Annotated in this window: 18 protein-coding genes and 1 pseudogene; 7 read left to right on the top strand and 12 right to left on the bottom strand. The window is 65.7% G+C overall.

The window, feature by feature from the left end:
• The 3 genes from G4L39_RS13940 to G4L39_RS13930 all read right to left on the bottom strand — a co-directional run.
• The coding region (locus G4L39_RS13940; RefSeq protein WP_205881040.1) for a CotH kinase family protein at nt 1-1,910 on the bottom strand (1,910 nt) is incomplete at its 3' end.
• 13 nt (nt 1,911-1,923) lie between these two features.
• Entirely contained in the window at nt 1,924-2,496 is a 573-nt protein-coding gene (gene lepB, locus G4L39_RS13935; RefSeq protein ID WP_165109119.1) for a signal peptidase I, read from the bottom strand.
• Entirely contained in the window at nt 2,493-3,197 is a 705-nt protein-coding gene (locus G4L39_RS13930; protein ID WP_165109117.1) for a hypothetical protein, read from the bottom strand. The genes lepB (G4L39_RS13935) and G4L39_RS13930 overlap by 4 nt, the downstream gene beginning before the upstream one ends.
• Before the next feature lie 101 nt (nt 3,198-3,298).
• Between G4L39_RS13930 and G4L39_RS13925 the strand changes: the two genes are divergently transcribed.
• Nucleotides 3,299-3,868 carry an ECF-type sigma factor gene (locus G4L39_RS13925; protein WP_205881039.1) on the top strand — a complete coding sequence of 190 codons (570 nt, stop codon included), beginning with the start codon at nt 3,299-3,301 and terminating at the stop codon, nt 3,866-3,868.
• Nucleotides 3,869-3,892: 24 nt separating this feature from the next.
• Here the strand turns inward: G4L39_RS13925 and G4L39_RS15260 are convergent, their stop codons facing one another.
• The 3 genes and pseudogenes from G4L39_RS15260 to G4L39_RS13915 all read right to left on the bottom strand — a co-directional run bounded on the left by G4L39_RS15260 (nt 3,893) and on the right by G4L39_RS13915 (nt 7,498).
• The gene (locus tag G4L39_RS15260) at nt 3,893-4,138 is read right to left on the bottom strand and encodes a WD40 repeat domain-containing protein (RefSeq protein WP_240894025.1); all 246 of its coding nucleotides are present in this window, start codon (nt 4,136-4,138) and stop codon (nt 3,893-3,895) included.
• Between the two features lie 459 nt (nt 4,139-4,597).
• Nucleotides 4,598-4,654, bottom strand: a pseudogene (locus G4L39_RS15965) (hypothetical protein); the annotation flags it as partial.
• 165 nt (nt 4,655-4,819) lie between these two features.
• Nucleotides 4,820-7,498 (bottom strand): WD40 repeat domain-containing serine/threonine protein kinase, encoded by a 2,679-nt coding sequence (locus G4L39_RS13915; RefSeq protein WP_165109115.1) that lies wholly within the window; start codon nt 7,496-7,498, stop codon nt 4,820-4,822.
• Between the two features lie 200 nt (nt 7,499-7,698).
• On the opposite strand from G4L39_RS13915, the gene hpt reads away from it, so the two are divergent.
• Together hpt and G4L39_RS13905 are read left to right on the top strand one after the other, a co-directional pair.
• Entirely contained in the window at nt 7,699-8,316 is a 618-nt protein-coding gene (gene hpt, locus G4L39_RS13910; RefSeq protein ID WP_165109113.1) for a hypoxanthine phosphoribosyltransferase, read from the top strand.
• A gap of 34 nt (nt 8,317-8,350) precedes the next feature.
• Nucleotides 8,351-9,661, top strand: coding sequence for a competence/damage-inducible protein A (locus G4L39_RS13905; protein ID WP_205881038.1), 1,311 nt, complete (start codon nt 8,351-8,353; stop codon nt 9,659-9,661).
• A 196-nt stretch (nt 9,662-9,857) separates the two neighbouring features.
• Here G4L39_RS13905 and G4L39_RS13900 read toward each other — a convergent pair whose 3' ends face one another.
• Nucleotides 9,858-10,097 carry a ferredoxin gene (locus tag G4L39_RS13900; RefSeq protein ID WP_165109109.1) on the bottom strand — a complete coding sequence of 80 codons (240 nt, stop codon included), beginning with the start codon at nt 10,095-10,097 and terminating at the stop codon, nt 9,858-9,860.
• Nucleotides 10,098-10,616: 519 nt separating this feature from the next.
• Here G4L39_RS13900 and G4L39_RS13895 point away from each other — a divergent pair.
• Both G4L39_RS13895 and G4L39_RS15500 read left to right on the top strand, forming a co-directional pair.
• Nucleotides 10,617-11,666, top strand: coding sequence for a S1C family serine protease (locus tag G4L39_RS13895; protein WP_205881037.1), 1,050 nt, complete (start codon nt 10,617-10,619; stop codon nt 11,664-11,666).
• A gap of 198 nt (nt 11,667-11,864) precedes the next feature.
• Nucleotides 11,865-13,829: a hypothetical protein gene (locus G4L39_RS15500; RefSeq protein ID WP_165109107.1), complete on the top strand. Its 1,965-nt coding sequence runs from the start codon at nt 11,865-11,867 to the stop codon at nt 13,827-13,829.
• Here G4L39_RS15500 and prsR read toward each other — a convergent pair.
• Both prsR and prsK read right to left on the bottom strand, forming a co-directional pair.
• Entirely contained in the window at nt 13,805-15,172 is a 1,368-nt protein-coding gene (prsR, locus tag G4L39_RS13885) for a PEP-CTERM-box response regulator transcription factor (protein WP_165109105.1), read from the bottom strand. The genes G4L39_RS15500 and prsR overlap by 25 nt on opposite strands.
• Nucleotides 15,144-17,288 carry an XrtA/PEP-CTERM system histidine kinase PrsK gene (gene prsK / locus G4L39_RS13880; RefSeq protein WP_165109103.1) on the bottom strand — a complete coding sequence of 715 codons (2,145 nt, stop codon included), beginning with the start codon at nt 17,286-17,288 and terminating at the stop codon, nt 15,144-15,146. The genes prsR and prsK overlap by 29 nt, the downstream gene beginning before the upstream one ends.
• A 244-nt stretch (nt 17,289-17,532) precedes the next feature.
• Between prsK and G4L39_RS13875 the strand changes: the two genes are divergently transcribed.
• Nucleotides 17,533-18,567, top strand: coding sequence for an aldo/keto reductase (locus G4L39_RS13875; protein WP_165109101.1), 1,035 nt, complete (start codon nt 17,533-17,535; stop codon nt 18,565-18,567).
• Nucleotides 18,568-18,689: 122 nt separating this feature from the next.
• Here G4L39_RS13875 and G4L39_RS13870 read toward each other — a convergent pair whose 3' ends face one another.
• The 3 genes from G4L39_RS13870 to lepB (G4L39_RS13860) all read right to left on the bottom strand — a co-directional run bounded on the left by G4L39_RS13870 (nt 18,690) and on the right by lepB (G4L39_RS13860) (nt 20,794).
• Complete coding sequence (locus tag G4L39_RS13870) at nt 18,690-19,490, bottom strand: SAM hydrolase/SAM-dependent halogenase family protein (protein WP_165109099.1); 801 nt, start codon at nt 19,488-19,490, stop codon at nt 18,690-18,692.
• A 273-nt stretch (nt 19,491-19,763) separates the two neighbouring features.
• Nucleotides 19,764-20,255, bottom strand: coding sequence for a Cif family virulence factor (locus G4L39_RS13865; protein ID WP_165109097.1), 492 nt, complete (start codon nt 20,253-20,255; stop codon nt 19,764-19,766).
• Nucleotides 20,252-20,794 (bottom strand): signal peptidase I, encoded by a 543-nt coding sequence (gene lepB, locus G4L39_RS13860; protein WP_205881036.1) that lies wholly within the window; start codon nt 20,792-20,794, stop codon nt 20,252-20,254. The genes G4L39_RS13865 and lepB (G4L39_RS13860) overlap by 4 nt, the downstream gene beginning before the upstream one ends.
• 1,209 nt (nt 20,795-22,003) lie before the next feature.
• Here lepB (G4L39_RS13860) and G4L39_RS13855 point away from each other — a divergent pair.
• Nucleotides 22,004-23,494 (top strand): PA14 domain-containing protein (locus G4L39_RS13855; RefSeq protein ID WP_205881035.1); only part of this gene is annotated, 1,491 nt, incomplete at its 3' end.

Genomic DNA, 23,494 nt, shown 5'->3' with positions numbered 1-23,494 from the left:
GGGGGCTCACGCCGGGGTGGGAACGAGGCGGGTGGAGGTGTCAGTGTCTGTTGGATGCCGGCGTAGAGTTCGAGAAAACGGAGCTGGTTGTCGTGGTTGGTGTCCCAGTGTTGGAACAGGTCGAGCATGCCGGAGACAAACTCCTGGAGTGAGATTTGACCGTTTCGGTCGGAATCGCAGCGGGTTGCCAGGGGCGTTGCGAAGCTGCCGAGTCCGGATCCGCGTGCGCCTCCCGGGGGACCCATGGGGAAACCTTCGCCCGGTTCGAGGCCCTTGGAGAGGCCGGCCAGTTGTTGGCGGATGGAATCGGTGCGGTCACGGACGAAGGGTTTGATGGGTTTGAGGGGTTCGCGCGGGAAGGGGCCGAAGGAGGGGCGGGGGATGAGTTCCCCGGCGACGATGCGGTCGAACGTGGCGAGTCTGTCCCCGGCTTCTTCTCCGACGGCGGGTCGGATGAGTGCGGCGATGTGGTCCACCTGCCGTGCGATGCGTTCGGGGGTGCAGAGGGTTTGGGTGAGGCGGTCGAGCTCGCGGAGGTAAAGTTGCTTGAAGTGACCGACGCGGAACATGCGTTCGAGGAACGGGTTTTGTCCCTGCCACGGGCGGTGGATGCTGAGCTGGTCGCGTTGTTGTTGGGAGATGCGGTCGAATTGTCCCCAGGACCGGTCCTGGTCCCACGGGATGAACTGGAACAACTGGGTCTTGGGATGGAGGTGGAGGTAGAGGTTTTGACCGGGTCCGAGGAGGCCGTCGATGTCGGAGAGATACACCATGACTGCCATGAAACGGGCGAACTCGGGCAGGTCGATGTAGTTGCCGATGCGTGCGGCGAAGGTGGAATCGTCGGCGTGGGTGACGAGGCGGCAGAGTTCGATGAGTCTTTGCTTTTGTTCGGTGTAGAGAGGGGTTTTGGGGTCGTAGATCTGGCGGTATGCGTCCCAGTCGGAGCCGAGGTCGGCAAAGAGGGAGGAGGTGACGGGTTTGAACAGCGCGCCGCGTTTGGTGCCGAAGTGTCGGAGCAGGAAGTGACGATCGACAGCTTCGGTGAGGGTGTAGAGGCCGAGGAAGGTGTGGTCGTACCGGCCGGGGACGGTGAGGTAGAGGCGGGCGTAGGCGGTGCGCGGGGCGGGGACGCCGGCGTCGCGGTAGAGCTGGTAGGCCAGCACTTCGTTCATGTAACTGGCATCGGTGATTTGGTTTTGGAGGTTGAGGGTTTGCACGTCGGCCAGGCGTTGGCGCGGGATGAAATGGTCGAGCTGGATTTTGAAGGATTTTTTGGGGGATTCACGGGCTTCGAGGAAGGTGCCGTTGCCCTTGTAGCGGAGGCCGACGTTGGGGAAGAGGTGTCCCTCGATTTCCAGGTCGGCCCGGACGAAGGCGAAATCGAGTCCGAAGACGGATCCGATGCCGTTACGTTTGCCTTCGGGGCCAATGAGCATGGCGGTGATTCCGCGTGCGATGGGGTTGGGGGTGTCGTTGAGTGCGCGCTGGAGGTCCTGGAGGTTCAGGGTGTTGGAAGAGCTGGTGGCCCATTGAGTGAAGGTGGTTTGGGCGTGGTTCTGCCATTCGCGGCGGGTGACGAAGCCGTCGCGATTGGCGTCGGCGTCGCGCATCCAGACGGAGGCCAGGGCACGTTCATTGACCGCGTTGGCTGCGTTGAACGGCCCGCGCGGGCCCGGTCCGAAGGGATTGGGTCCGGCGGGTGGTTGGAGTGCGTCCCATTGGTCCGGGGCGACACGGATGTGCAGGGTGAGGATGTGGTTGTGTTGGTAGATGCGGTCTGCGTTGAGAACGGCGGCTGGGGCGGTTTGGGGCAGCCGGCTTTCGAGGGCGCAGGCGAGCCACCAGAGGCTGAAGAGCAGGAGGATGGCCAGCGTGGCGCAGACGGCGGTTTGGGTGCGGCGTTGCATCGGGGTGGCGGATTCAGGTGGCAGCGGCATGGGTGCCTGGCGGGGCAGGTTCGTGACGGCGTGCGGACTTGAAGAATGTACCCAGGGGCAGTACGGCGATGACCTTGCCGAGGACCTGGTCGCGGTGGACGATCAGGTGCAAGGGGAGGAGATCAGAGATCGTGCGGTTGTCGCCGAGGAGGGCGTAATGGTCGGGACGCAGTTGGCCCTTGGCGATGTCGAGCGGTCCGCTGAGGATGGGATGGGGCTCGGGTGCGGGTTGGTCGTTGACGAACAGGCGGCCCTTGCGGATTTCGACGGTTTCGCCGGGCAGACCGACGATGCGTTTGATGAGCCGTTCCCGTCCCACGCGGGCCACGACGATGTCGCCACGTTGAGGGGGCTGGTGCCGGTAGGCGTGTCGGTCAAGCAGGACCCAATCGCCGCTTGCGAGGGTGGGTTCCATGCTCCTGCCGGTTACGAGGCAGGGCATCCAATGCAGGCGCAACGCCGCCAAGAAAAGGCAGGTCGTCAGGGCGATCCAGACCCACCGGCCCCGCAGAGCCGGTTGATGGTCCCGAGGGTTGTGGTGGCGGATCCGTCTCACGGGGTTGGAGGGAGGATGGGAAGCGATCGGGTGCAGATGGAGCCTGCTGCAAGGGTTTGGGGGATGGGATGGGGATTTGAGGTGGCGGCGGCCAGCGGGAGCGTGAGCAGGTCGAGGAGTTCGGATTCGCGGCCGGTGGTGCGTGCGAGGTCCTGGGCGTCGGCCAGAAAGTCGCTGACGATGGGGTCGGCCGGGTGTTGGCGGAGGGTTTGGAGGTAAAGGTCGAGCCACCGCTGGTGGCGGCCTTCATGTTTGAGGGCGAAGAGGAGAGGTCGAAGGATTTCGGTTTCCAAGCCGGTGCCCTGGAACTCGGTGAGGGCGTCTTCCAGAAGTTCGATGACGGGTTGCAGTGAGGGTTGGTTGGTTGCGCGGGTGGGATCCCGGTTTTCGGCTCGTTGGCGGAGAGTTTCTGCGATGGTCTGTTGAGCGCGGCGGACATATTCGTCTGCGTACATGCGCAGGGTGGCCCGGGCCAGGTCCACTTCCGAGAACGAATGCCATTCCAGCCGGGGATCGAGCATGGCATTGGCAAGCGGCACTTCGCGCGGGGCGGGCGCCTCGTGCAGGCCGCCGAGGGCGAACCCGACGCAGGCGGCGAGGAGGATGGCGAGGCCGGTTCGTCCCGGGACCGGGGCCCCGGGGAGGGGCGCCGGTTCGGGTCGGGTCCTGCGGTATCGGGTCATGAGTTGAATGGCGCTCATGTTTTTGCTCCCAACCTCACATGCGCAAATGACGGGCTGCACCCGCCACGGGTTCCGTGTGGTTTTTTGGCGGTTTCTTGACGCGCCGGTTGGGTGTGACCATGTTGCGCGGCGTGGGCAGGGTGACGGAGCTGTTGGAGGCGTTGCAGAAGGGTGACGCGGGTGCGTCGGAGGAGCTCCTGGCACTGGTGTATCAGGAGTTGCGGCAGATGGCGTCGCAGATGATGGCGCGGGAGGTGCCGGGGCACACATTGCAGGCGACGGCGCTGGTGCATGAGGCGTGGTTGCGGATGGTTGCCGGGGGGCAGGCGGGCTGGTCCGGTCGGGCGCATTTTTTCGCGGCGGCGGCGGAGGCGATGCGACGGATTCTGGTGGAGGCGGCCCGGCGACGACGGGCGCAGAAGCGGGGCGGGGGTGCCGAGCATGTGGAATTGGAAGAAGGTTTGGCGGTGGAGCCGGGGCCGTCGGAGGAGGTTTTGGCGGTGCACGAGGCGCTGGACGAGCTGGCGCGGGAGGATCCGGTTTCGGCGGAACTGGTGAAGCTGCGGTATTTCGGGGGATTGACGATGGAGGAGGCGGCCTCGGTACTGGGGCTGCCGCTGCGGACGGCGGAGCGGAGGTGGACCTATGCGCGGGCGTGGCTGCGCCGGTGGATGGAGGTCGAAGGCTGACCGTCGAAGAAGGCTTGCGGATGCTCAGGGGTTGGCGGCTTCGATTCGGGCAATTTCGTCAAACGTGGGCGCGTACCAGAGATGAAGTTTGCCCTGACTGTTGCAGGCGGCGAGGGCCCGGCCGTCGGGGGAGAAGGCGATGGATTGGAACATGGAACCCTCTCCGGGCAGGGTGATGAGTTCCTGCAAACTTTCGGCGTCCCAGAGTTTGACGGCTTCGGCGCCGTTGCTGCCGATGGCCAGGCGGCGGCCGTCGGGCGAGAAAGTCACGGAGTGGGCGCCCTGAAGGAAGCCGTGGAAGGTGGGCGACGTCCGGCGTTGGTGGCGGTCCCAAAGGATTCCGCTTCCCTGGAGGCTGACGGCCGCCAGCCAGCGACCGTCCGGGGAGAGGGTGGCGGCTGTGATCTGGCGGATGGGGAGTGCGACTGTCTCTTCATCTCCTGATGTCAGAGGGACGAGCGAGAGTTCATCCCGCGGGCTTGGGACGATGAGCCGGGTACCATCCGGGGCGATTGCGGGTTTTGACAGGAAACCGAAGCGGGCGGTGGTTTGTTCCCATACGATTTCGCGCCTGATGAGATCCCAGCACTGGTAGATTTCGCTGCGCGGGTCATGCGTGAGGAGCCGGTTGGTGCCCGGGATGAATCCGATGAGACGGATCGGGCCGGGACTGAGCAGGATGGGCTCGCGGTTTTGATCGGGGTTGATGAAGTGTATGGCAAGGTTGCCGTTGCGGAAGGCGGTGGCGATCCAGGAACCATCGGGAGAGAAGCAAGCGTCTGTAATCCCGTCGGGTCCGAGGTCGAGGATTGGCTCGGCCCATTGGAAGGTGGGGCCGGTCCAGCGGGTGACATGACCCTGGTCGTCGAGGGTCAGGAGGGTTTCGGAGTTGGTTGGGAAGGTCCAGGCTCGAACGCGGATGGGGAGGATTTGCCGGGCATGGTGTTTGGGTCAGGCGGTGATATCCCAGACGCAGACCTGACCGTCCTTGGCACCGCTGACGAGTGTGGCCCGGTCGGGGCAGAGTGCCAGTGCCCAGACTTCGAGTTTATGGCCTCGCAGCGTGGTGCGGGGTCGGAGTTCGATGGGGGCGGCTGGGATGGGGTCTTCGGAGGTGGACGAGTCTGCGGCTGTGTGGGTGCCGGGTGGTTGTTGTGTGGACGGGGCTTCGGCCGGGAGTGAGGTCAGGTCCCAGAGGTGGATGGTCTGATCGCCGCTGGCGGAGGCGAGGGTGAGGCCGTCGGGCCAGAAGAGGAGGTCGCGGACGTAGGTTCGATGGCCTTCCAGGCGCGCGACGGGCCGGCCGGAATCGGTGTGCCAGAGTCGCACCGTGGCTTCGACGAATCCGCCGGCGGTGGCCAGGAGGCGACCGTCGGGCGAGAGCGCGACGGTGACGAGGTTTTCCTCGGCGACGCGGGCGGTCCAGAGGACGCGTTGGTGTTCGAGGTCCAGCACCCGGACACGTCCGTTCCCGAGAGCCTGGGCGGCGCGACGCAGGTCGGGTGTGACGGCGGTGCGGGGTCCGAGGATGGGGCGGCCGGCCTCGCGCGGCCACGGGATGGAGAAGGAGGTGACCGGGGATCCGCTGACCAGGTTCCAGATGGTGAAGGTGACGCCGTCGGCGACGGTGAGGAGGTGTTGGCCGTCGTGGGAGAAGGCCAGGGAGGTGAGGTGTCCGGGAATGGGGAGGGCGATTTGGTAGGTGCGTTGCTCCCAGTTCCAGAGCCGGACCTGCTCGGTTTGCGTGGCCGGTGACGTTTCGGTGGGTGGCTCTTCGCGCGGGGGTTTGGGGAGCCCGGGTTTGGCTGCTGTGAAGGCGAGGATGGGCCCGACGAGCGAGAACGCGAATGGCGGACGTGCAATGTCCGGCGGGAGGCGGAGGTATTCTGTGCGGCTGTGGAGGTCCCAGAGGCTCAGGCCCTGGTTGCCCATGGGGGCAATGGCGAGGAGGCGACCGTCGTGGGAGACCGCGAGGGATTCGATTTCGTGGGGAAGCTGGCAGAGGGTGAAGAGTGCATCGCTCTGGCAGAGTTGCCAGAGATGGCGCCATTCCCAGCCGCGGAGGTCGGGGCTGGCGGTATCGGGGGTGAGGGCGGGGTGGGCGTGGGTGCGTGGGGCGGGACGGTGGCGGTCGAGCAGTTCACGGGCGCGGCCGAGGTTGTTGGCGGCGAGGGCTTGTTGGACGAGGTTCATGTCTGCGGCGTAGGCGCTGAGTCGGGCGATGTGGGCCCGTGCTTCGGCTTCGCGTCGGGCGGTTTCGGCCTCCTGGCGGAGACGGGTTTGTTCGCGTTCGGCCTGGAGAGCCCGTTCGTAGGCGCGGCTTTTTTCGCGGGATTGCCAGAGGGTGAGGGAGAATCCGATGAGCAGCGCGGCGGCGGTGGCCGTGGTTGTGGCGGCGACGAGGCGGTGTCGCCGAATGAGTTTTTGGAGTCGGTAGAGTGTGCTGGGGGGTCGGGCGAGGACCGGTTCGTGGGCGAGGTGGCGCTCGATGTCGCGTGCGAGGTCGTGGGCTGTGGCGTAGCGTCGGGTGCGGTCTTTTTCGAGGGCTTTGAGGGTGATCCAGTCGAGGTCGCCCCGGAGGAGGTGGAGGAGGCGGTGTGGGTCGGTTCGGCGTTGGGCGGCGATGGTGGATTGGGTGTCCCGGGGAAGGGACAGGAACCGGCGGGAGGGCGGGGGCGGCTCTTGCTCGCGGAGGATACGGCGGAGGCTGTCGAGACCTGCGGTAGTGAGCTCTTTTTCATCGAATGGGGTTTGACCGATGAGGAGTTCGTAGAGGAGGACGCCCAGGCTGTAGATATCAGTGCGTGTGTCGAGGTCGTGACTGGCGAGGTCGGCTTGTTCGGGGCTCATGTAGGCCGGGGTGCCGAGGAAGGATCGGAGTTCGGTGTGGAGGGTTTGGTTGGTGAGGGGTTGATCGAGGGCTTTGGCGATGCCGAAGTCGATGACTTTGGCCTGGGGGGCGCCGTTGTGGAGGGTGACGAGGACGTTGGAGGGTTTGATGTCGCGGTGGAGGATGCCTTTTTGGTGGGCGTGCTGGATGGCGGCGCAGACCTGGAGGAAGAGGCGCAGCCGGTCCGGGATGGGAAGCCGGTGGCGTTCACAGTAGTCGGTGATGCGCAGGCCGGGGACGAGTTCCAGGACGAAGAAGGGTCGGCCGGTGGGGGTGGTGCCGGCGTCCAGGACACGTGCGATGTTGGGATGGTCCATGAGGGCCAGCGCCTGTCGTTCGGACTCGAATCGGGCGATGACGGCGCGGGTGTCCATGCCCGGTTTGAGGATTTTGAGCGCGACGCGGCGGCGGAAGGGGGTTTGTTGTTCGGCCAGGAAGACGATGCCGACGCCGCCTTCACCGATTTTTTCGAGGAGCTTGTAGGGGCCGACGCGGTCGCCGGGCTGCTCCACGGGGCCGGATGTGGGTGGGGTTGAGGGCGGGGCAGCGGCCGGGGTTGAAGGGGCGAGGCGTTGGAGGGCCGGGGTTTCGAGGAAGGTGTCGTCCTTGTGGTGGCGCAGAAGGGTTTCGACGGCGGCGCGGAGGGTTGGGTTGTGGCGTCCGATGCCTTCCAGGTAGGCGGCGCGGGCTTCCGGGGTCGGTTGTTCGAGTGCTTCGAGAAAGGCGTCGCGTTCGTTCATAGATATGCCCGGGGGCGGGTGGGCCCGTTGTCTCCCCCATGAATTGTGCGCAAAAGCGGTTTCATTTCCGCCACGCATGACACGATAACGGGTTCCCGCTGCCCGGCCAACCGCGGGTTTGGTAAGCGGGATGGTTGGGGGCCGGGGCCCATCTGAAAGGGCTTCCGGGAGGGGCGGGCATGGTTTAGGCTGCGGATTTCATGGAAGCGGTGCCGAGGGTCAAGGAATCGGGGTCGGGAGTCCGGGTGCCCCGGGTATGGCGTGCGGAGGTGGAGCGGGTGTTGATTCCTGCGGACGGGCTGGCGCGACGGGTGCGCGCGCTGGCGCGGCAGATCCAGCGGGATTACGAGGGGCGGGACCTGGTGATGGTGGCGTTGTTGAACGGGACGCTGGTTTTTCTGGCGGATCTGATCCGGAACCTGACGTTGCCGTTGCGGCTGGATTTCATTGGTGTATCGAGCTATGGGGGCGGCACGCGGCCGGGGCGCCTGACCTTCACGAAAGAGTTGGGGCTGGACGTGCGGGGTCGGGACGTGTTGGTGGTGGACGACATCCTGGACACGGGTCGGACGTTGAGGCGTGTGCTGGAACGGCTGGAACGGTTGGGGCCCCGAAGTTTGCGGGTGTGTGTGCTGTTGGAGAAGAAGGCGCGTCGTCAGGAACCGGTGCGGGCGGATTATGTGGGGTTTGAGATCCCGGACGTTTTTGTGGTGGGGTACGGTTTGGACTACGCGGAACGGTACCGGCATCTGCCGTTTGTTGGGGTGTTGCGGTCGGACCGTCCGGCGGGCCCGGAGGGGACCGGTGCGACTTCTTGATTGGTTCGTGGCGTTGCGCCGTGGGTGAGCGGGTATGGCCGTGAGGGTCGAGTTGGTTCAAACGGGGACGGAGCTGCTGACGGGTGCGCGGTTGAACTTGCACGCGCAGTGGTTGAGTGAGCGGCTGACGTCGATGGGTTATGAGGTTGTGCGGCAGACGGTGGTGGCGGATGCGGCCGGGGCGATTTGTGAGGCGGTGGCCGGTGCGCTGGGCCGGGTGCGATTGGTTGTGGTAACGGGCGGTTTGGGGCCCACTTCGGATGATCGGACACGGGAAGAGATTGCGCAGTTGCTGGGTCGGCGGTTGGTGGAGGATACGCAGGTCCTGCGGCGGTTGGAGGCGTTTTATGCGGCCCGGAACCGGGTGATGCCGGAGCGGGCCCGGGTACAGGCCCTGGTGCCGGAGGGGGCGGTTGTGCTGGAGAACCGGTGGGGCACGGCGCCGGGTTTGGCGCTGGAGGTGAGCCCGGAGGTTCGAGCCGGACTTGGAGAGGGCAAGGGACCGGTTCGTGCTGAGGGGACCGGCTGGCTGGTGTTGCTGCCGGGGCCGACGCGCGAGATGCGGCCGATGTTTGAGGAGCGGGTGGTGCCCCTTTTGGCGAAGGTGCTGCCGGTGGAGGAGGAATGGGCCAGTGTGGTGCTGCGGACGGTGGGGCTGCCGGAGTCGGTGGTGGAGGCGCGGGTGACTGCCGTGTTGGAGGGCGGAGGGGGCTCGGGAGTTGAGGTGGGCTATTGTGCGCATGCGGGTGAGGTGGACGTGCGGCTGGTGGCGCGTGGTCCGGGCGCACGGGAGCGAGTGGGTAGAGCCGAACACCGGGTGCGGTTGGAGCTGGGGCAGGCTGTGTACGGTGCGGGGGAGGTCACGCTGGAGGCGGTGGTGCTGGAGATGCTGCGGGCGCGGGCTGAAACCGTTGCGGTGGCGGAGTCCTGCACGGGCGGTTGCGTGGCGCATCGGTTGACCAACGTGCCGGGGGCATCTGCGTCGTTTGTGGCGGGTTGGGTGACGTATAGCAACGAGTCGAAGGTGCGGGGTCTGGGGGTGACCCCGGCGGCTTTGGCGGCTCATGGGGCGGTGAGCGCAGAGGTGGCAAAGCAGATGGCCGAGGGGGCGCGTCGAATGGCTGGTAGCACACATGGCCTGGCCATCACGGGCATTGCGGGACCGACCGGGGGTTCCGCCGAGAAACCGGTCGGAACGGTGTTCCTTGCGTATGCGGGCCCGGGTGGGACGGAGGTGGAACGGCGGTTCCACCCAATTGACCGGGTTTCGTTCAAGGAAGTGACGGCGACGTATGCGCTGGATTTGCTGCGGCGCGCGCTGTTGCGCGGCGCGGGCACGGATTGAGGCTGCGTGTGGCTGCACCGCTCCACTGTGCGAAGGGGCTGTTCAGCTGGGGTGTTCAGGAGGGTGGAGAATCCGGGGGCGGGGCGGGTTGAACAGTTGCAGGGGTGCGGGATTTGGCGGACAGCATTCGGGAAAAGAAAACCCCGCCCGGGGCGGGTTTGACCTCCCACGGGCGGGGCGGCTGAAAGGGACGGACTCAAGGCTGATCGCCGTCGTCGCCGATGGCTTCGACAGGGCACCCTTCCTTGGCTTCTTTGCATTGGGCTTCCTCCTCCGGTGTGGAGGGCTGTTTGTAGACGTAGGAATAGCCGCCCTCATCGTTCCGGCGGAAATTGTTGGGTGCCGTTTCGCGGCACAGGTCACAATCGATGCACTGGTTGTCCACGTAGTATTTGCCCGGGACGTTCTCTGGATACTTGTTAGCTTTGTCTGCCATAGCGGTTCGCCTTTCTTTCCGGTTGGCCCATGTATAGAAGAAACCCCGGCCACTTGCAAACCCCAAAGGGACGATCCGGGCAGAGGCCGGGGGGCGGGTGCTTTTGTCTCGGACCATCGGCGGAGTTGAACCGCGATCGATTGGTGTCAAAGGTGCAGGTGCGCTGCCGTGCGCCCGGTGTTGTCGTGAGCCGAACTTTAGCGGCTCAGCTGGGGATGTTGGGTGGTTCGGCGGCTGTGGTGAAGGCCTGCGGCAGGGGTATGGCCGTTTGGGGGGCCGGTCGACTCTCGGATGACAGTGGTTTGGCGCCGCGGATGACCGCCGGCTGAGATGGTCCGGGTTTGGTGGGCGGTCCCCTGGTGTGGCGGGGTGGCTGCCGCAGGGTGGACCCACCACTGTGCCGCGTTCGCGGTCGGGCCCGTGTCGGTAGTGGCGGGTGGCTTCGGTTGTGTGGGGGTGGGGGGCGGCTCCGAAGGTGGCGTTGCTCCGGGCCGGTGGAGGTTTTATGGTTGGTGGCGTATGCGAAGGGCTTGGTGGCCAGTGGTGCTGGTGGTTGTGTGGAGTGCGGCGTGGAGCCTGTGGGCGGCGCGGGTGGGATCGCCGGATGTGGTGGTGTTGCGGGGAGGCGGGGAGATTCGTGGACGTGTCCTGGCCGAGAAGCGCGATTCGCTGGTGGTGGACCTGGGGTACACGGTTTTGGTGGTGCCGCGTCGGGAGGTGACGTTTTGGCGTCGGGGCGATGGCGAGGGGTCCGTGCGGGCGGGGGATGGTGTGCAAGGCGACGTGGCGGGGCTGGATGGGGTCGGGCGCATGGAGGGCGGTGTTGGGTCGGGTTTGGCGGGTGGGGCGGGGGATCGATTTTACGTGGTGGCGGATGGCGACCTGCCGTTGCGGAATGTGCGGGAGCTGGCGGAGGAGGTGGGCGAGGCGGTGGTGCAGGTTCGGACGCCTGCGGGTTTGGGTTCGGGGTTTATTTTGAACGAGGAGGGCTACCTGCTCACGAATTTTCACGTGATTGAGGGTGAGAACGATATTCGGGTTGAGGTGTTTCGGCGCCGGGGCGGACAGTTGGAACGGACGCTGTATCGGTCGGTGCGGATTGTCGCGTTGAACAAGTTTTTCGATCTTGCGTTGTTGAAGGTTGAGGAGCCGGGTGCGGGTCCGTTTCGGTATGTCCGCCTGGGTGACTCGCGGCGTCTGACGGTGGGCGAGCGGGTGTTTGCGGTGGGGAGTCCGCTGGGTTTGGAACGGACGGTGACCGAGGGGATCGTGAGCACGAAGGCGCGGGAGTTGCAGGGTGTGTTGTATCTGCAGACGACGGCACCGATCAATCCGGGCAACAGTGGTGGACCACTCTTCGACATGCGGGGTTTGGTGGTGGGGGTGACCAACATGAAGATCACGTTTGGAGAGGGGTTGGGGTTTGCGATTCCGGTGGAGCGAGTGAGGGAGTTTCTGGACCACCGGGAGGCCTTTGCCTACGACAACAGCAACCCGAACAGTCCCTATCGTTATCTGCCGGCGCCGCGGCGGGCGATTGAAGAGCCGGACCGTGCTGCGCGGGAGTGAACCGATCCCATGAGGCCCGGCAGGAGGAACGCGTTCGGGTTTTCGGTCCGGAGGGCCCCGGAACCTGGCGACCGTGGAGGATTGTTTCCGAATCAGGGGCGGGGTTTTTGCGGGGTGTCAGGTCCGTGTGCAGGCACGGGGCGGAGGCGAGATTTGGACTGCCGGGGAGCGGGGTTTGAGCGGCGGGGCCGCGCTTTTGTGGCGCTGGCGGGGTGGGCGGTGACATTGGCTGCAGCCCTGGCCGGTGTCGGACTGCCACCTGCGCCGGATTGGTTGCCGGCGGACACGGTGGCGTGGGTGACAGTTCCGGACACGCGGAAGTTTCAGGCCGAGTGGCAGGAACTTGCCGTGGCGCGCTGGTGGCGGGACCCGGTCATGGGCCCGCTCCGGCAGCATTTTTTGAAGGCATGGGAGGAACGGGTTCTGCGGCGGGCGGAACAGCAATGGGCGGTGTCGTGGGGAGAATTGGCGGGCTGGTTGCAGGGGCAATGGACTGTGGGTGTGGTGTGCAAGGGAGGTGCGGATGGGGACCGGCGAACGAACGGGGTGGTAATGGCGTTGGAGGTGGGGGATCGGAGCGAGCGGGTGCGGGATGAACTTGCGAAGGTCCGGGAGCGATGGGAGGTGATGGGCCGGTCGGTCCGGAGTGAGACGGTTCGGGGTGTGCCCGTGGTTGTACTGAGCGTGCCGGACGGTGGGTGGCTGGAGGCGCTCAGCGGGGCCTTGCGAAGCCGGGCCGAACCGGAGCAGAGGGCGGATTCCGAGCGGGCACCGGTGGACCGAGGCGGTGCGGGCTCGTTCTTACTGGCGTTGGGGTTGCGTGAGCAGGTGTTGTGGTTGAGCGACAGCTTGCCGTTGCTGGAGGAAGTGTTCGCGGGGTTGGACGGTGGTCCGGTGCGCACGTTGCGACAGGGCCAAGGGGTATCGGCGGAGGATTTGGCGGGGTTGTCGGGGGCGATGGTTTTCGGCTGGGCTGCGCCCGCGCGGTGGTTGAGTGCCGGGGCCAAGCAGGGTGAGGATGGGGGTGATGGGGAGGGAGATGTCGTGGCGGCGGTGGAGCGGCTGGCGAAGGCAGCGGGTTTGGCCTCGGTACGGTCGATGTCGATGCGGGTACAGAGCATGGCCCAGGGGTGGTCCGTGGACTGTCGTTTGGACGTGCCGGCCGGGGAACGGACACGGCTGATGCGGCTGGTGAACTTTGAGGGGCTGGAGGCGATGCCGCCGGAATGGGTGCCGGCGGGGGTGCTTCGGTTTTATCGGTACCGGCTGCAGGGCAGGCAGGTGTGGTCGGGGTTGGAGGAGGCTGCGGCGGCGATGGGGCCGGTGTGGGGGCGGGTGTGGTCGTTTTTGGTGGAGACGGTTCAGCAGGCGGGTCGGCAGCGGCGGGACGATTTCGACCTGATGCGGGATGTGGTGAACCGGCTGGGGGATGATTGGATTTACTTTGAGGAAGCGCCGCGGGTACCGGGTTGGCTGGGGCTGGAACGGGCGCCGGGTTTGTGGTTGGTGGGATCCGGGGAGGCGACGCAGTTGGCGCGAGCCATTGCGGAGGTGTTGGCCGGGGCGGCGTTGCGGGCCGACGCGCTCCAAGAGAGGGAGTTTCTGGGTCGGACCATCTATTCGGTGCCAATGCCCTTTTCAGGGCCGCCGATGGAGCCGGGCGGGGAGGGAGAGCGGGTTCACATTTCTGCCTCGGAACGGTATGTGGGTTTTGCGAGGCAACCCGGCATTTTGGAAAGCTGGTTGCGGGCGCTGAGTGCGCCCTCCCGTGAATCGCTTGTGACACGGCCGGGTTGGCGGGAGACGGTGGCCGCCGCGGGTGGTGGTCGGGGCTGGGTGGGCTTTGAGGATTACGCGGGAATGATGCGCCATCTGATGGAAGCGTTGCGGAGTGATCCCGAGGGTTTCGGGCAGGCGCGGCTGCCGGGTCCGCTGGGTTTTCGATTGCAGCTGCACATGGCCGGGGAGGAATGGCGGCCCTGGTTGGACCCGGCGTTGGTGCCGCCCTGGGAGGCGTGGGACGGTTATGTGGGTACCGGTTGGTTGTGCGCGCAGGTGGACACGGAGACGATCCGTTTGCGATTCACCGTGACGGCGGGACCGCGTCGGGAGGGCGGCCCGGCGGGTTCTGCCGGGGGTCAGTCCGCGGTGGGCGGGCGCTGAATGCCGAGTCGGCCCATGAGTTCATACAGCGTGGGGCGGCTGACGCCCAGTTCCTCGGCCGCGGGTGCGATCCGCCACTGATGGCGCCTCAGGGCACTGAGGATGGCCGCCCGTTCGGCGGCCTCGCGGATTTCCCGGAGGGTGCGCGGGATGGTTCCTTCGCCCGGGTCCACGAGTTCCAGATCCTGGGGTGTGATGGCTTTGCCTTCGGCCATGATGACGGCGCGACGGACACGGTTTTCCAGTTCGCGCACGTTGCCGGGCCAATCATGCCGCTGGAGGGCCCGGAGGGCGGCAGGGCTGAACTGGGGTGCGGGGGATCTCTTGGCTTCGAGGGCGAATCGACGGAGAAACGTGCGTGCCAGGAGGATCACGTCGTCGCCGCGATCGCGCAGTGGGGGCAGGTGGATGACAACGACGGCGACCCGGTAATAGAGATCTTCGCGGAAGCGGCCCGCGGCCAGGGCTTGTTGGAGGTCGGTGTTGGTGGCGGCGATGACGCGGGTGTTGACGGGGATGAGTTCGCGACCGCCGACCCGTTCGATGGTTTGATCCTGAAGGAAGCGGAGGAGCTTGACCTGGAGGGGCAGGGGCAGCTCGCCCAGTTCGTCGAGGAAGAGGGTCCCACCCTCGGCCATTTCAAATCGGCCTTTTCGCTGGGCGACCGCACCCGTGAAGGCCCCCCGTTCGTGGCCGAACAATTCACTTTCCAGGAGGTTTTCCGGAATGGCACCGCAGTTGATGGCGACGAACGGGCCGTCCCGGCGGGGGCTGCGACGGTGGATGGCGCGGGCGACCATTTCCTTGCCGGTGCCACTTTCACCCAGGATGAGGACCGGGGCGTCGGAAGGGGCGACACGCCGGATGGTTTGGAACACAGCCTCCATGGCGGGGCAGGCGCCCACCATCCCTTCGAACCCCTCGCCGCCCCATAGCTCCTGCAACTGGCGCAGTTCGCGTTCAAGGTCGCTGAGGTAAAAGGCGCGGCGCAGGATGACGCTCAATTCCTCCGGATCCACCGGTTTGGTGAGGAAATCGTAGGCGCCCTCGGACACGGCGCGGAGTGCGTTGGCCTTTTCGCCCTGGCCGGAGACGATGATCACCTTGGTGGTCCGGTCATGTTCGAGGAGCGTGGTCAACGTGGCCAGGCCTTCGTCGGGGTCGGCGGGGCGGGGTGGCAGACCAAGGTCCAGCAGGACGACCGGGAACCGGTGTTGATGCCAGAGCTCGAGCGCCAGCAGGCGGTCGCCGGCGGAAAAGACGTTGTACTGATCCGCCAGCGCCCAGCGGAGCTGGGAGCGGATCTCCTCGTCGTCATCCACGATGAGCAGGCTCGGCTTCATGCGCAACGGATTCGGCCACGATCATCGGCAGCCAGACGCCGAATACGGTGCCCTGACCGGGCTGACTTTGCACCTCCAAACGTCCGCCGTGAAGTTCCACCAGGGTGCGGACCTGGAACATACCGATCCCCAGGCCGTTTTTCTTGGTGGTTTGGAAGGGACGAAAGAGTTTATGGGCGATGAATTCGGGTGACATTCCGCAACCGGTGTCGGCCACGCGCAGGCAGATCCAACCGCCATGGACGGACACTTCGAGGCTGATCCGTCCCGGGGGTGTGATGGCGTCGCGGGCGTTGAGCAGCAGGTTGGTGACCACGCTTTGAACGGCGTCGGGGTCGAGCAGCAGCGGGGGCAGCTCGGGCCAGCGGGTTTGGATTTCGATTCCCTCCGGTTTACCCAGGGTTTCGAGGGCGGCCTGGAGAACGGTTTCGAGCCGGACGGGCCGTTTCTGGATCCGGGGTTTGTGGCGGAGCGTGGTCAGCCTTTCGATGAGCTCGTTGATGTGCCGGACGCAGCGGCCGAGGCCACGGATGGCGTCCTCGCGGAACGCCGGGTTGTCGAAATGCACCGGCAGGTTGCGGAGCATCAGGCCCAGCGTGGACGCGGTGTTTTTGAGGTCGTGGATCAGGAAGGCGGACATGGTTTGGAAGGCCTCCCATTCGCGCGCCTGAGCAAGCTGTTCGGAGAGGTTGAGAGTCCGCAGGGCACTGGCCAGTTGTTCGGCCAGGCAGGTCAGAAGTTCCAGGTCTTCGGGGTGGTAGGCCAGGCCGGCAACGCGGTCGCCCACCACCAGAAACCCCACGAGTTCCTGGCCGGCCACCAGGGGGACGCCCCAGCGTGAACCGCCCTGCTGGAAGAAGGCGGGGTTGGCCTCGCGCAGGACGTGGCACCAACCGGCCCGACCGGTTTCGAGCTCCACCGGCCCGGGTTTTTCGGACGCCAGTCGGGTGAACTCGGGCAGCAGCTCATTTACGTCGAGCGCACGGACCTGACCGGCGGGCAGGGAGGTTGAAGCGGCCAGGACCAGCCGGCTCCGGCTCAGTTCCAGCAACCAGATGCTGACGGAAAGGGCTTCGAAGGTTTCGGAGATCAGGCGGGCCACTTCCCGGCACAACTCGGTGCGGTCCAGTCGCGCCGAGGTGCGCTCCGCAAATCGGGACCACACCTGCCGGTAGTCATGGAACGGCCGGTGAAAATGTCGGCTGACAAACAGGCGGAGCCGTTGCCGCACGCGGTCGGACATCCACAACACGCTCAACCCCACCGCGCCCACCAGCAGCACAAAGGCCACCAGGGGAAAGGCCGATTCCCCACCCGCACGCGTGACCCAGGTGGCCAGCAGCCCCACCACCACGAGATACACGCCCGACAGCAGGATGGTCAGCGACCGGTGGATGGCCACGGCCGATGGATACAAATCCAGCACGGCCAGGCGGGATCGGTACAACGCCAGGCCGATGAGGCCACAGGCCAGCAGCAACGCAGCCGCGTTGAGGAGGGACAACTGGAAATTGGGCCCGGCGTAGAGCAGGGCCTGGCTGGCGGTGTAAATGCGGGTTCCGAACAGCAGCGCCAAGCCCACCACGGCGTATTTGATCCGCCAACGTCCGGTACCCACGGCGGCCCGGTACGTGGATTCCAGTTGGGTCAGCACCAGCACCGCACCCACCACCAGGCCCGTGTGCAGGACCCGGACGACCGGATGACCCCGAAAAAACCAGTTCCCGGGCGGCGGCAGTGGGCCGGTCTCGAGGATCAGGACCGGGTAAAAGGCCAGCGTCAGGGCCGGCAGGCACAGTCCCAGAACCGCCAAAACCCACCGCCACCGGCGCAGGAAACGAGCCGGTTCACCCCGCGCGAAGGTCAGGCTGAAACCCAGCCAAACCGCGGGCACGAACGATGCGGTTAAAAGGGCAACCCGCTGCCATGCCAGCATGGATTCACGGGTGTCGGTGAGGAAGCTGCCACACTGGCACAATGCCTCCAACGCCAACAACACCAATCCGGCCGCCAGCCAACCCTGGGCCGGATGACGCGGGCGCACCCACAAGGCACCAACGGCCAGGGCCAACGCTGCCCCGCCGGCTGCGATGTGAATCAGCGGAAACCAGTTCATCCAGGCCTGAGGCTTCCCGACCGTGGTTCCGGGCTGCCTGGTTCAAAGCCTGCCCGATCCGAAGCCGACAGGCAACCTTTCCCTTCCGTCATGACCGGCTCGAGAGCCACCCCACCCGTGGCAAATGACAGCCATCATGAGCGTCCGGTTCCGTTCGCCTTCGAACGCTTGCCACCGGATTGGTTCGGGTCCAGATTGGGCCCTGCGAGAAATGAAGCCTCAACCCCGAACCCTGAACGTCTCCATGAAACGACGCGAATTCCTCAAAGCCATGGGCGGCGCCGCCGGATGGTTGGCGCTGGCCGGTCCCCATCGAACCCTGCAGGCGGCTGAAACTGTCCAGGGGTTGCCGCGCCGCCCCCTGGAGCGGACCGGAGTGCACCTGTCCATTGTGGGCTTTCCCGGGTTGGCTCTGGTGCACTACGACCAGGAACGTTGCAACGCCGGCGTGCGCACCGCCTGGGAACGCGGCGTCAACTATTTCGATGTCGCCCCCGCCTATGGCAATGGTGAGTGCGAGCGCAAACTCGGCATTGCCCTGCAAGGCATTCCCAGGGACCGCTACTTCCTGGCCTGCAAGACCAAGAAACGCGACGCCGCCGGGGCCCGGGAGGAAATGGAACGTTCCCTCCAAGCCTTGAAGACCGACCATTTCGACCTCTACCAGCTGCACCATCTCGTGCGTGTGGATGAGGTGAAACAAGCGCTCGGACCGGGCGGTGCCATGGAGACGATTCTCAAGGCTCGCGAGGAGGGAAAGGTCCGATGGATCGGGTTTTCCGCCCACACCACGCGTGCGGCACTGGAGGCGCTGCGCGGGTTCAACTTCGACACCGTGATGTTCCCCATCAATTTCGTCGAATTCTACACGCGCGGGTTTGGCAAGGAGGTCCTGGCCCTGGCGGCCGAGCGGGGTGCAGCGGTGCTGGCCATCAAGGCACTGTCCCATGGAAGTTGGCCGGCCGGAGTCGAACGGACCCGGGCCTGGTGGTACCGGTCGGTCGAAACGCCCGAGGACATTGAGCTGGCCTTGCGCTTTTCGCTCTCGCAGCCCGGTGTGGTGGCGGCGTTTCCGCCGGCGTTCCTGGACTTGTTGGACCGGGCAATTGAGGCGGCGCGGCGGTTCAAGCCCCTGGATGAACCGGCCGAGACCCGGCTCAAAGCCATGGCAGCGGACTGCGGCAGCATCTTCGTCCGCGAGGAACAACAGGCCGCACAACAGGCACTCCACAGCCCGGCCGACCCGCCTTGGCCCGGATGCCCTTACGGCGTGGTTTGAGCCGGAGTGGCCGGGTCGCTCGGCGACAGGCATGAAGGTTCCAACCGTTTCCCTGCGGCACACCACCCGCAGACCCTTGTTGACGGAGGACCCATGCGGGATCCCTGCCGTGCACCGCCGGGTTAGCGGGCTCGGCCCATCCGCACCACCTCGACCGGGTCGCCGGGTTTCAGGCCGAACCGTTGCGCGGCGGAACCACCGTTGACTGCCAACTCCCAAAACCCGCTGGAGCCGGGCACGGCAATCGGTTCCCCGGAACCGACCCCGGCATAGAATCTTCCAACGGGGAACCGGGCCCGTTTGCGGCCGGGCACCACAAAGGCCCATGGGGCGCCATCCTCCGGTTGAAAGTCGCCGGTGGGGATGTTGGTCAACGCGTTGCCGAACCGGTCCAAATACAGAATCTCTCCGCGCCAGCCGCCGGCGCCCCGGTCGGGGACGGGCCAGGGCATCTGTTTCCACGACTGCACTTCGGGCCCGATCTGATCAGCACGACCGCCCCGGGCCAGATGCGCGGCCACGGGCGCGAAAACGTCGCGGCCGTGAAAGGTTTGGCTCACAGGCCGCAGAAACATCCGCGGGTTGGTGATTTGGCGGGCGGACCGCACCGCTTGGTCGCGTACGGCCCAACTGAGCACGCCATTATCCGGGCCGATGAACCAGGCCCGGTCCGTACGAATGGCCAGGGCCGACCGAGGCCCGCCGACACCCGGATCCACCACCGCCACGTGAATCGTCCCAACCGGGAACCAACGATGGGCGTTGTACAGTACGAAGGCCGCAGACCGAATGTCGCCCGGCTCGATCTCATGGCTCAGGTCCACCACCCGACACTGCGGGGCGCGGCCCAGGATCACACCCTTCATGACACCCACGAAACCGTCGCGAAGCCCGAAATCGGTGATCAACGTCACGATGCGCATGCGTCCAGCCTAGAGCGTGACAAGGCCCGGGCCAATCCCCTCATCCATCGGGACCGTCACGGCTGGTGCGCACGGAACCCCCTTCAGCGGGGAATCAACAGCATCGGGCTGACAAAACCGGCTGCATCAGCGCCGGGTCGGCCCGGACAGAATCGGGGGCGCCACCTGACGCCGGAGGCATCCGGGACGTCAAGGGTGGATCCGGCCCGCTTGGCCGAGGGCTCACGACCCGGACCCCCGTGGGCGGGAGCTCCGTCCGCCGGCGCCGCCCCGTCAACGCAACGGCTCCACCGTCTCGGCCCGGGCAATCCGCCACCGACCCTCCTGCCTCACAAACAGCAGCTTGAACTCCTGGATGCCGGGGTCGGATTCCCCGGCCGTCCGGGCCTGGACAGTGACATACACCACGGCCGAGGTGCGATCCGGCTGGAGCAACACGCGGATGTCGGGAAACTCCACCCGGGCCCCGTTGATCCGCTGCCGGAAGGCCAACAATCCCGAGCGGACCTCTTCGCGGCCCCGAACATTGTGGCGGCCGAAAGCCGACGTGTTGACTTCCACCTCCACATCCGGGGTCAGCCGCAGGCAGACCTGGTTGATCTCGCTCCATGCGTTGAGCGGTGGTTCGTTGGGCGGATAGGTCAGTGCGTCGGCAATGGCCGCCAATTCCTTCCGAATGGCGCGTTCCGGGGACGGCCACGCCCACCACACCAGCACCCCCGCCACCGCTACAATCAACCCCGCAACCGGTAGCGATACTCTCATCGAATCAACTTTCCCACGATCCTCCACCGCTCGGCAATGCCGTGCACATGGTCTTCCCTCGGCATTGCACGGTTGTCCCCCACCACGTAGTATTCGCCCGGGCCCAGCACACGTTCCGGCTCCTCCCAGTCGCACGGGCTCTTCACGTAAGGTTCGTCCAACGGCCTGCCGTCCACGTGAAGACGCCCGTTTCTAAACCCGACCCGCTCGCCCGGCAGACCCACCACACGCTTCAGCAGCATCACATGTTCCCCCGCCGTGAAGCGCACGCACACCACGTCCCCCCGCCGGGGTTCGGACCAGACGTATGCCAGGCGGTTCACCCAGGCCCACTGACCATCCCGGCAGGTGGGCCACATGCTGATGCCTTGAACGCGGACCGGAGTCACGACGTACCGCAGAACAACGAAAACCGTCAGCCCCAAAGCCGCCGCGCGCAGCAACGTGCGACGCGGATTCCGGCCCACCAACACCCGACGCCATAGCGGCACATTCGCGCCGCCGATCCGGTTCCATGCTGAACCCCGGAACTTCAACACAGCCGGTGCAGTCTCACCACCGGCGTCGCACGTGACAAGTCGGACCGTGTTTCGCCCGGCCGGACTGCTCCGAACCGGGGCCAGTGGCCCCATCAGCGAGAGCGGCCGCGCACGGCGCAGGTCCGACCGCACCTTTCCAAGGCGTTGCCCCGACGATTTCCGAAACCGCCGAGACAGATGACTGCCGCGGATCCCGGAGCGCTGCGGTGGAGGCGCTTCGGGGGTTGTGGAGAGCATGCGAACCCCACAAAAGGGGTTCGCCCGTGGGCCGATCAAGAACCACGGTGGCACAGGCAATCCTGCCTGTGGACCACAGGCGGCCTCCGCCCGTGGGCCGATATAGAACGGGCTCCTCGTTGATTCCACCATTCAGCCCTCGGCGACCTCAACCCGTGCGAGCTCTGCCCAAAAGCCCCGGATGCTCAGGACTGGGTCAACAGACCGCCGTGGGCGCTTCAATGAAATGGCCGGGCAGGCCAAGCCTCCGATGCCCCCGGCAAGCATGCAGAGGGCAGCCGGATCCGCCTCGCCCGAAACCGACGGTATCGGGCCGGTTTCCCGACCCGTTTGCCCGGGCGGGGAACACGCTGCTCTGGTCGGCTCGGCGCCGCGCAATTCAAGATTTGGTGCGGGTCCGATCCCATTGCGTCAGGCAGTAGGGCGCGGTCAACTGAGGTGCCTGGGGCAGCAAAAGGTCTGCCTCAGAGCGCATGGCCCTTGAGAGTGCCCGTTTTTGGTTTCCGGCATCAAAGGTCAGCCGTCGGACCGTGGGAGGACGGTTCTCCGCCTTTCGGGCTGCTGGGAGGGTTTTGCGAAGGCCCTGAACCGGGGCTGAGCAAGGGATCCGCAGCCACGAGGGCATCGTTACTTGCTACCAAGCCGGGTGGAGATCCCGCGGAGGCTCTCAGAGGCGTGAGGCAGTGACCGGTGGCGTTCCGGCATGTGAGCCCGGCTTGGCGAGTACAAGGCCGTTTGCAGAATGGAGGGGGGGCAGACGAAAAATGGCAAGCAAAAAATAGTTGACAGATTTGTAACAGGGTGCGAAAAAAGGCGCGTGAATAGATCCCGTGGAGTTTGAGACCGACCATTGCAGACGCTGGAGCCTGCAAGGGCGGCCGCGGGTGCTGTTCCAAACCCGAAACCGGAACGCAGAAGAAACCGAACCCTGACGGAATCATCCAAACCGACTCGACCAACCAATCCTGTCCTATGAAAACCATTCGCAGTCTCATCGTGATGTCCTCCGTGGCGCTGGCGTGGCAGGCTGCCGCCCAGACATGGACGGGCAGGGATGTGGGCACACCCGCCTTGCCAGGTTACCACACGGGTTCGCCGCCGGGCGTGATGACCATCGTGGGCGGAGGCGATGATATTTGGAACCAAAGCGACAACTTTTACTACTTCTACACGACCGTTGAGGGGCATTCGTGGGATGCCAAGGTTCGTGTGCACGATCTCCAGGGACCGGATCACTGGACCAAGTGCGAGTTGATGGTCCGGGTGCCGGACGCCAGTGGGCTGCCCCAGGGGCCGGATCCCTTCATCGCAGCGATGACCACGCGGAGCGCGGGCCAAAACCAGGTGGCACCCCAATGGCGGGCCACCCGGGGGGGTAACGCAGATTGGAACGCGTTTAACAAGACCATCGCGCCGACTTATCCCAACACGTGGTTGCGGCTGACGCGTCAGGGCAGCGTGATCACCATGTGGTATGGTACTGACGGGGTCAACTGGACGAAGTACGCTGACATCGACACCGCCAGTACGCAGTTCGGATTTGGTCAGGCGTTTCCGGCCAGGGTCCTGGTAGGCGTGGCAGTGACCGCGCACAATGATTTTGATCCCAATGGCGCTATCGCCACCATCTCCGATTTGAGCGTGACGGTGGCGCCCACTGCGCCCAATCTCCAAATTGTTCAGAACCTGCAGAACCGCACGGTCTACTCTCACACGGCAGTGACGCTCAGCTTCGTCGTCACCAACGCCGCCGTCCCCAACGGCAATCTCGGCGTGGGCGATTATCAGTGGTTCAAGAACGGTCAGCCCATCCCCAACGTGACCGGGCCGGTTTACACCTTCGTGGCTGCACCGGAGGATAACAACGCCCAGTTCCAGTGCCGGGCCACGGTGGGAACCGCGGTGGTGGACAGTGCCGTGGCCACCCTCACGGTGCAGGCGCCCCTGGAGATCTCGGGTCACCTGAAGTGGGAATACTATCCCGGTGTGAGCCTCGCCTCCATCCGGGCCGGCACGCACGGCGCCGCCGCCCAGGTGCGGGCAGTCGAAGCCTTTGATTCTCCGGCGAACTTCGCTGACAACTATGCCAGTCGGTTGAGCGGTTTGTTTGTCCCGCCCGTGACGGGCAATTACGTGTTCTTCATCGCGGCCGACGACGATGCGGATTTGTACCTGGGCACCAATGCCAGCCCTGCCAGTAAACGGTTGATTGCCCAACAGGAGGGTTGGGCGGGCCGCAACAACTGGCTGAGCCACGGCGGCGGGGGTGGTCCCCTCGCTTCTACCCAGCGTCGCTCCGATCTGTGGAGTCCGGACGGTGGCGTGAGCCAGCCGTACGGTTTGGGGATACCGCTGGTGGCGGGCCAAAAGTACTGGATTGAGGCCATCCATCGGGAAGGCAGCGGCGGGGACAACCTCGGGGTCTACTTCCTGACGACCGACAGTGCCGAGTACCAGAGCGGT

The organism is Limisphaera ngatamarikiensis (assembly GCF_011044775.1).
Lineage (GTDB): Bacteria > Verrucomicrobiota > Verrucomicrobiia > Limisphaerales > Limisphaeraceae > Limisphaera > Limisphaera ngatamarikiensis.
Note: the sequence above shows the minus strand (reverse complement) of the source record. Positions and strands in the feature narration are given on the sequence as shown.

Bases quoted from the DNA above. Each gene is read 5' to 3' on its own strand.
- G4L39_RS13870 (WP_165109099.1), bottom strand. From the start codon at position 19,490: ATGCGCATCGTGACGTTGATCACCGATTTCGGGCTTCGCGACGGTTTC.
- G4L39_RS13895 (WP_205881037.1), top strand. From the start codon at position 10,617: ATGCGAAGGGCTTGGTGGCCAGTGGTGCTGGTGGTTGTGTGGAGTGCG.
- G4L39_RS13865 (WP_165109097.1), bottom strand. From the start codon at position 20,255: ATGAGAGTATCGCTACCGGTTGCGGGGTTGATTGTAGCGGTGGCGGGG.
- G4L39_RS13915 (WP_165109115.1), bottom strand. From the start codon at position 7,498: ATGAACGAACGCGACGCCTTTCTCGAAGCACTCGAACAACCGACCCCG.
- G4L39_RS13930 (WP_165109117.1), bottom strand. From the start codon at position 3,197: ATGAGCGCCATTCAACTCATGACCCGATACCGCAGGACCCGACCCGAA.
- G4L39_RS13875 (WP_165109101.1), top strand. From the start codon at position 17,533: ATGAAACGACGCGAATTCCTCAAAGCCATGGGCGGCGCCGCCGGATGG.
- prsK (WP_165109103.1), bottom strand. From the start codon at position 17,288: ATGAACTGGTTTCCGCTGATTCACATCGCAGCCGGCGGGGCAGCGTTG.
- G4L39_RS13925 (WP_205881039.1), top strand. From the start codon at position 3,299: ATGTTGCGCGGCGTGGGCAGGGTGACGGAGCTGTTGGAGGCGTTGCAG.
- G4L39_RS13900 (WP_165109109.1), bottom strand. From the start codon at position 10,097: ATGGCAGACAAAGCTAACAAGTATCCAGAGAACGTCCCGGGCAAATAC.
- G4L39_RS13905 (WP_205881038.1), top strand. From the start codon at position 8,351: ATGGCCGTGAGGGTCGAGTTGGTTCAAACGGGGACGGAGCTGCTGACG.
- prsR (WP_165109105.1), bottom strand. From the start codon at position 15,172: ATGAAGCCGAGCCTGCTCATCGTGGATGACGACGAGGAGATCCGCTCC.
- hpt (WP_165109113.1), top strand. From the start codon at position 7,699: ATGGAAGCGGTGCCGAGGGTCAAGGAATCGGGGTCGGGAGTCCGGGTG.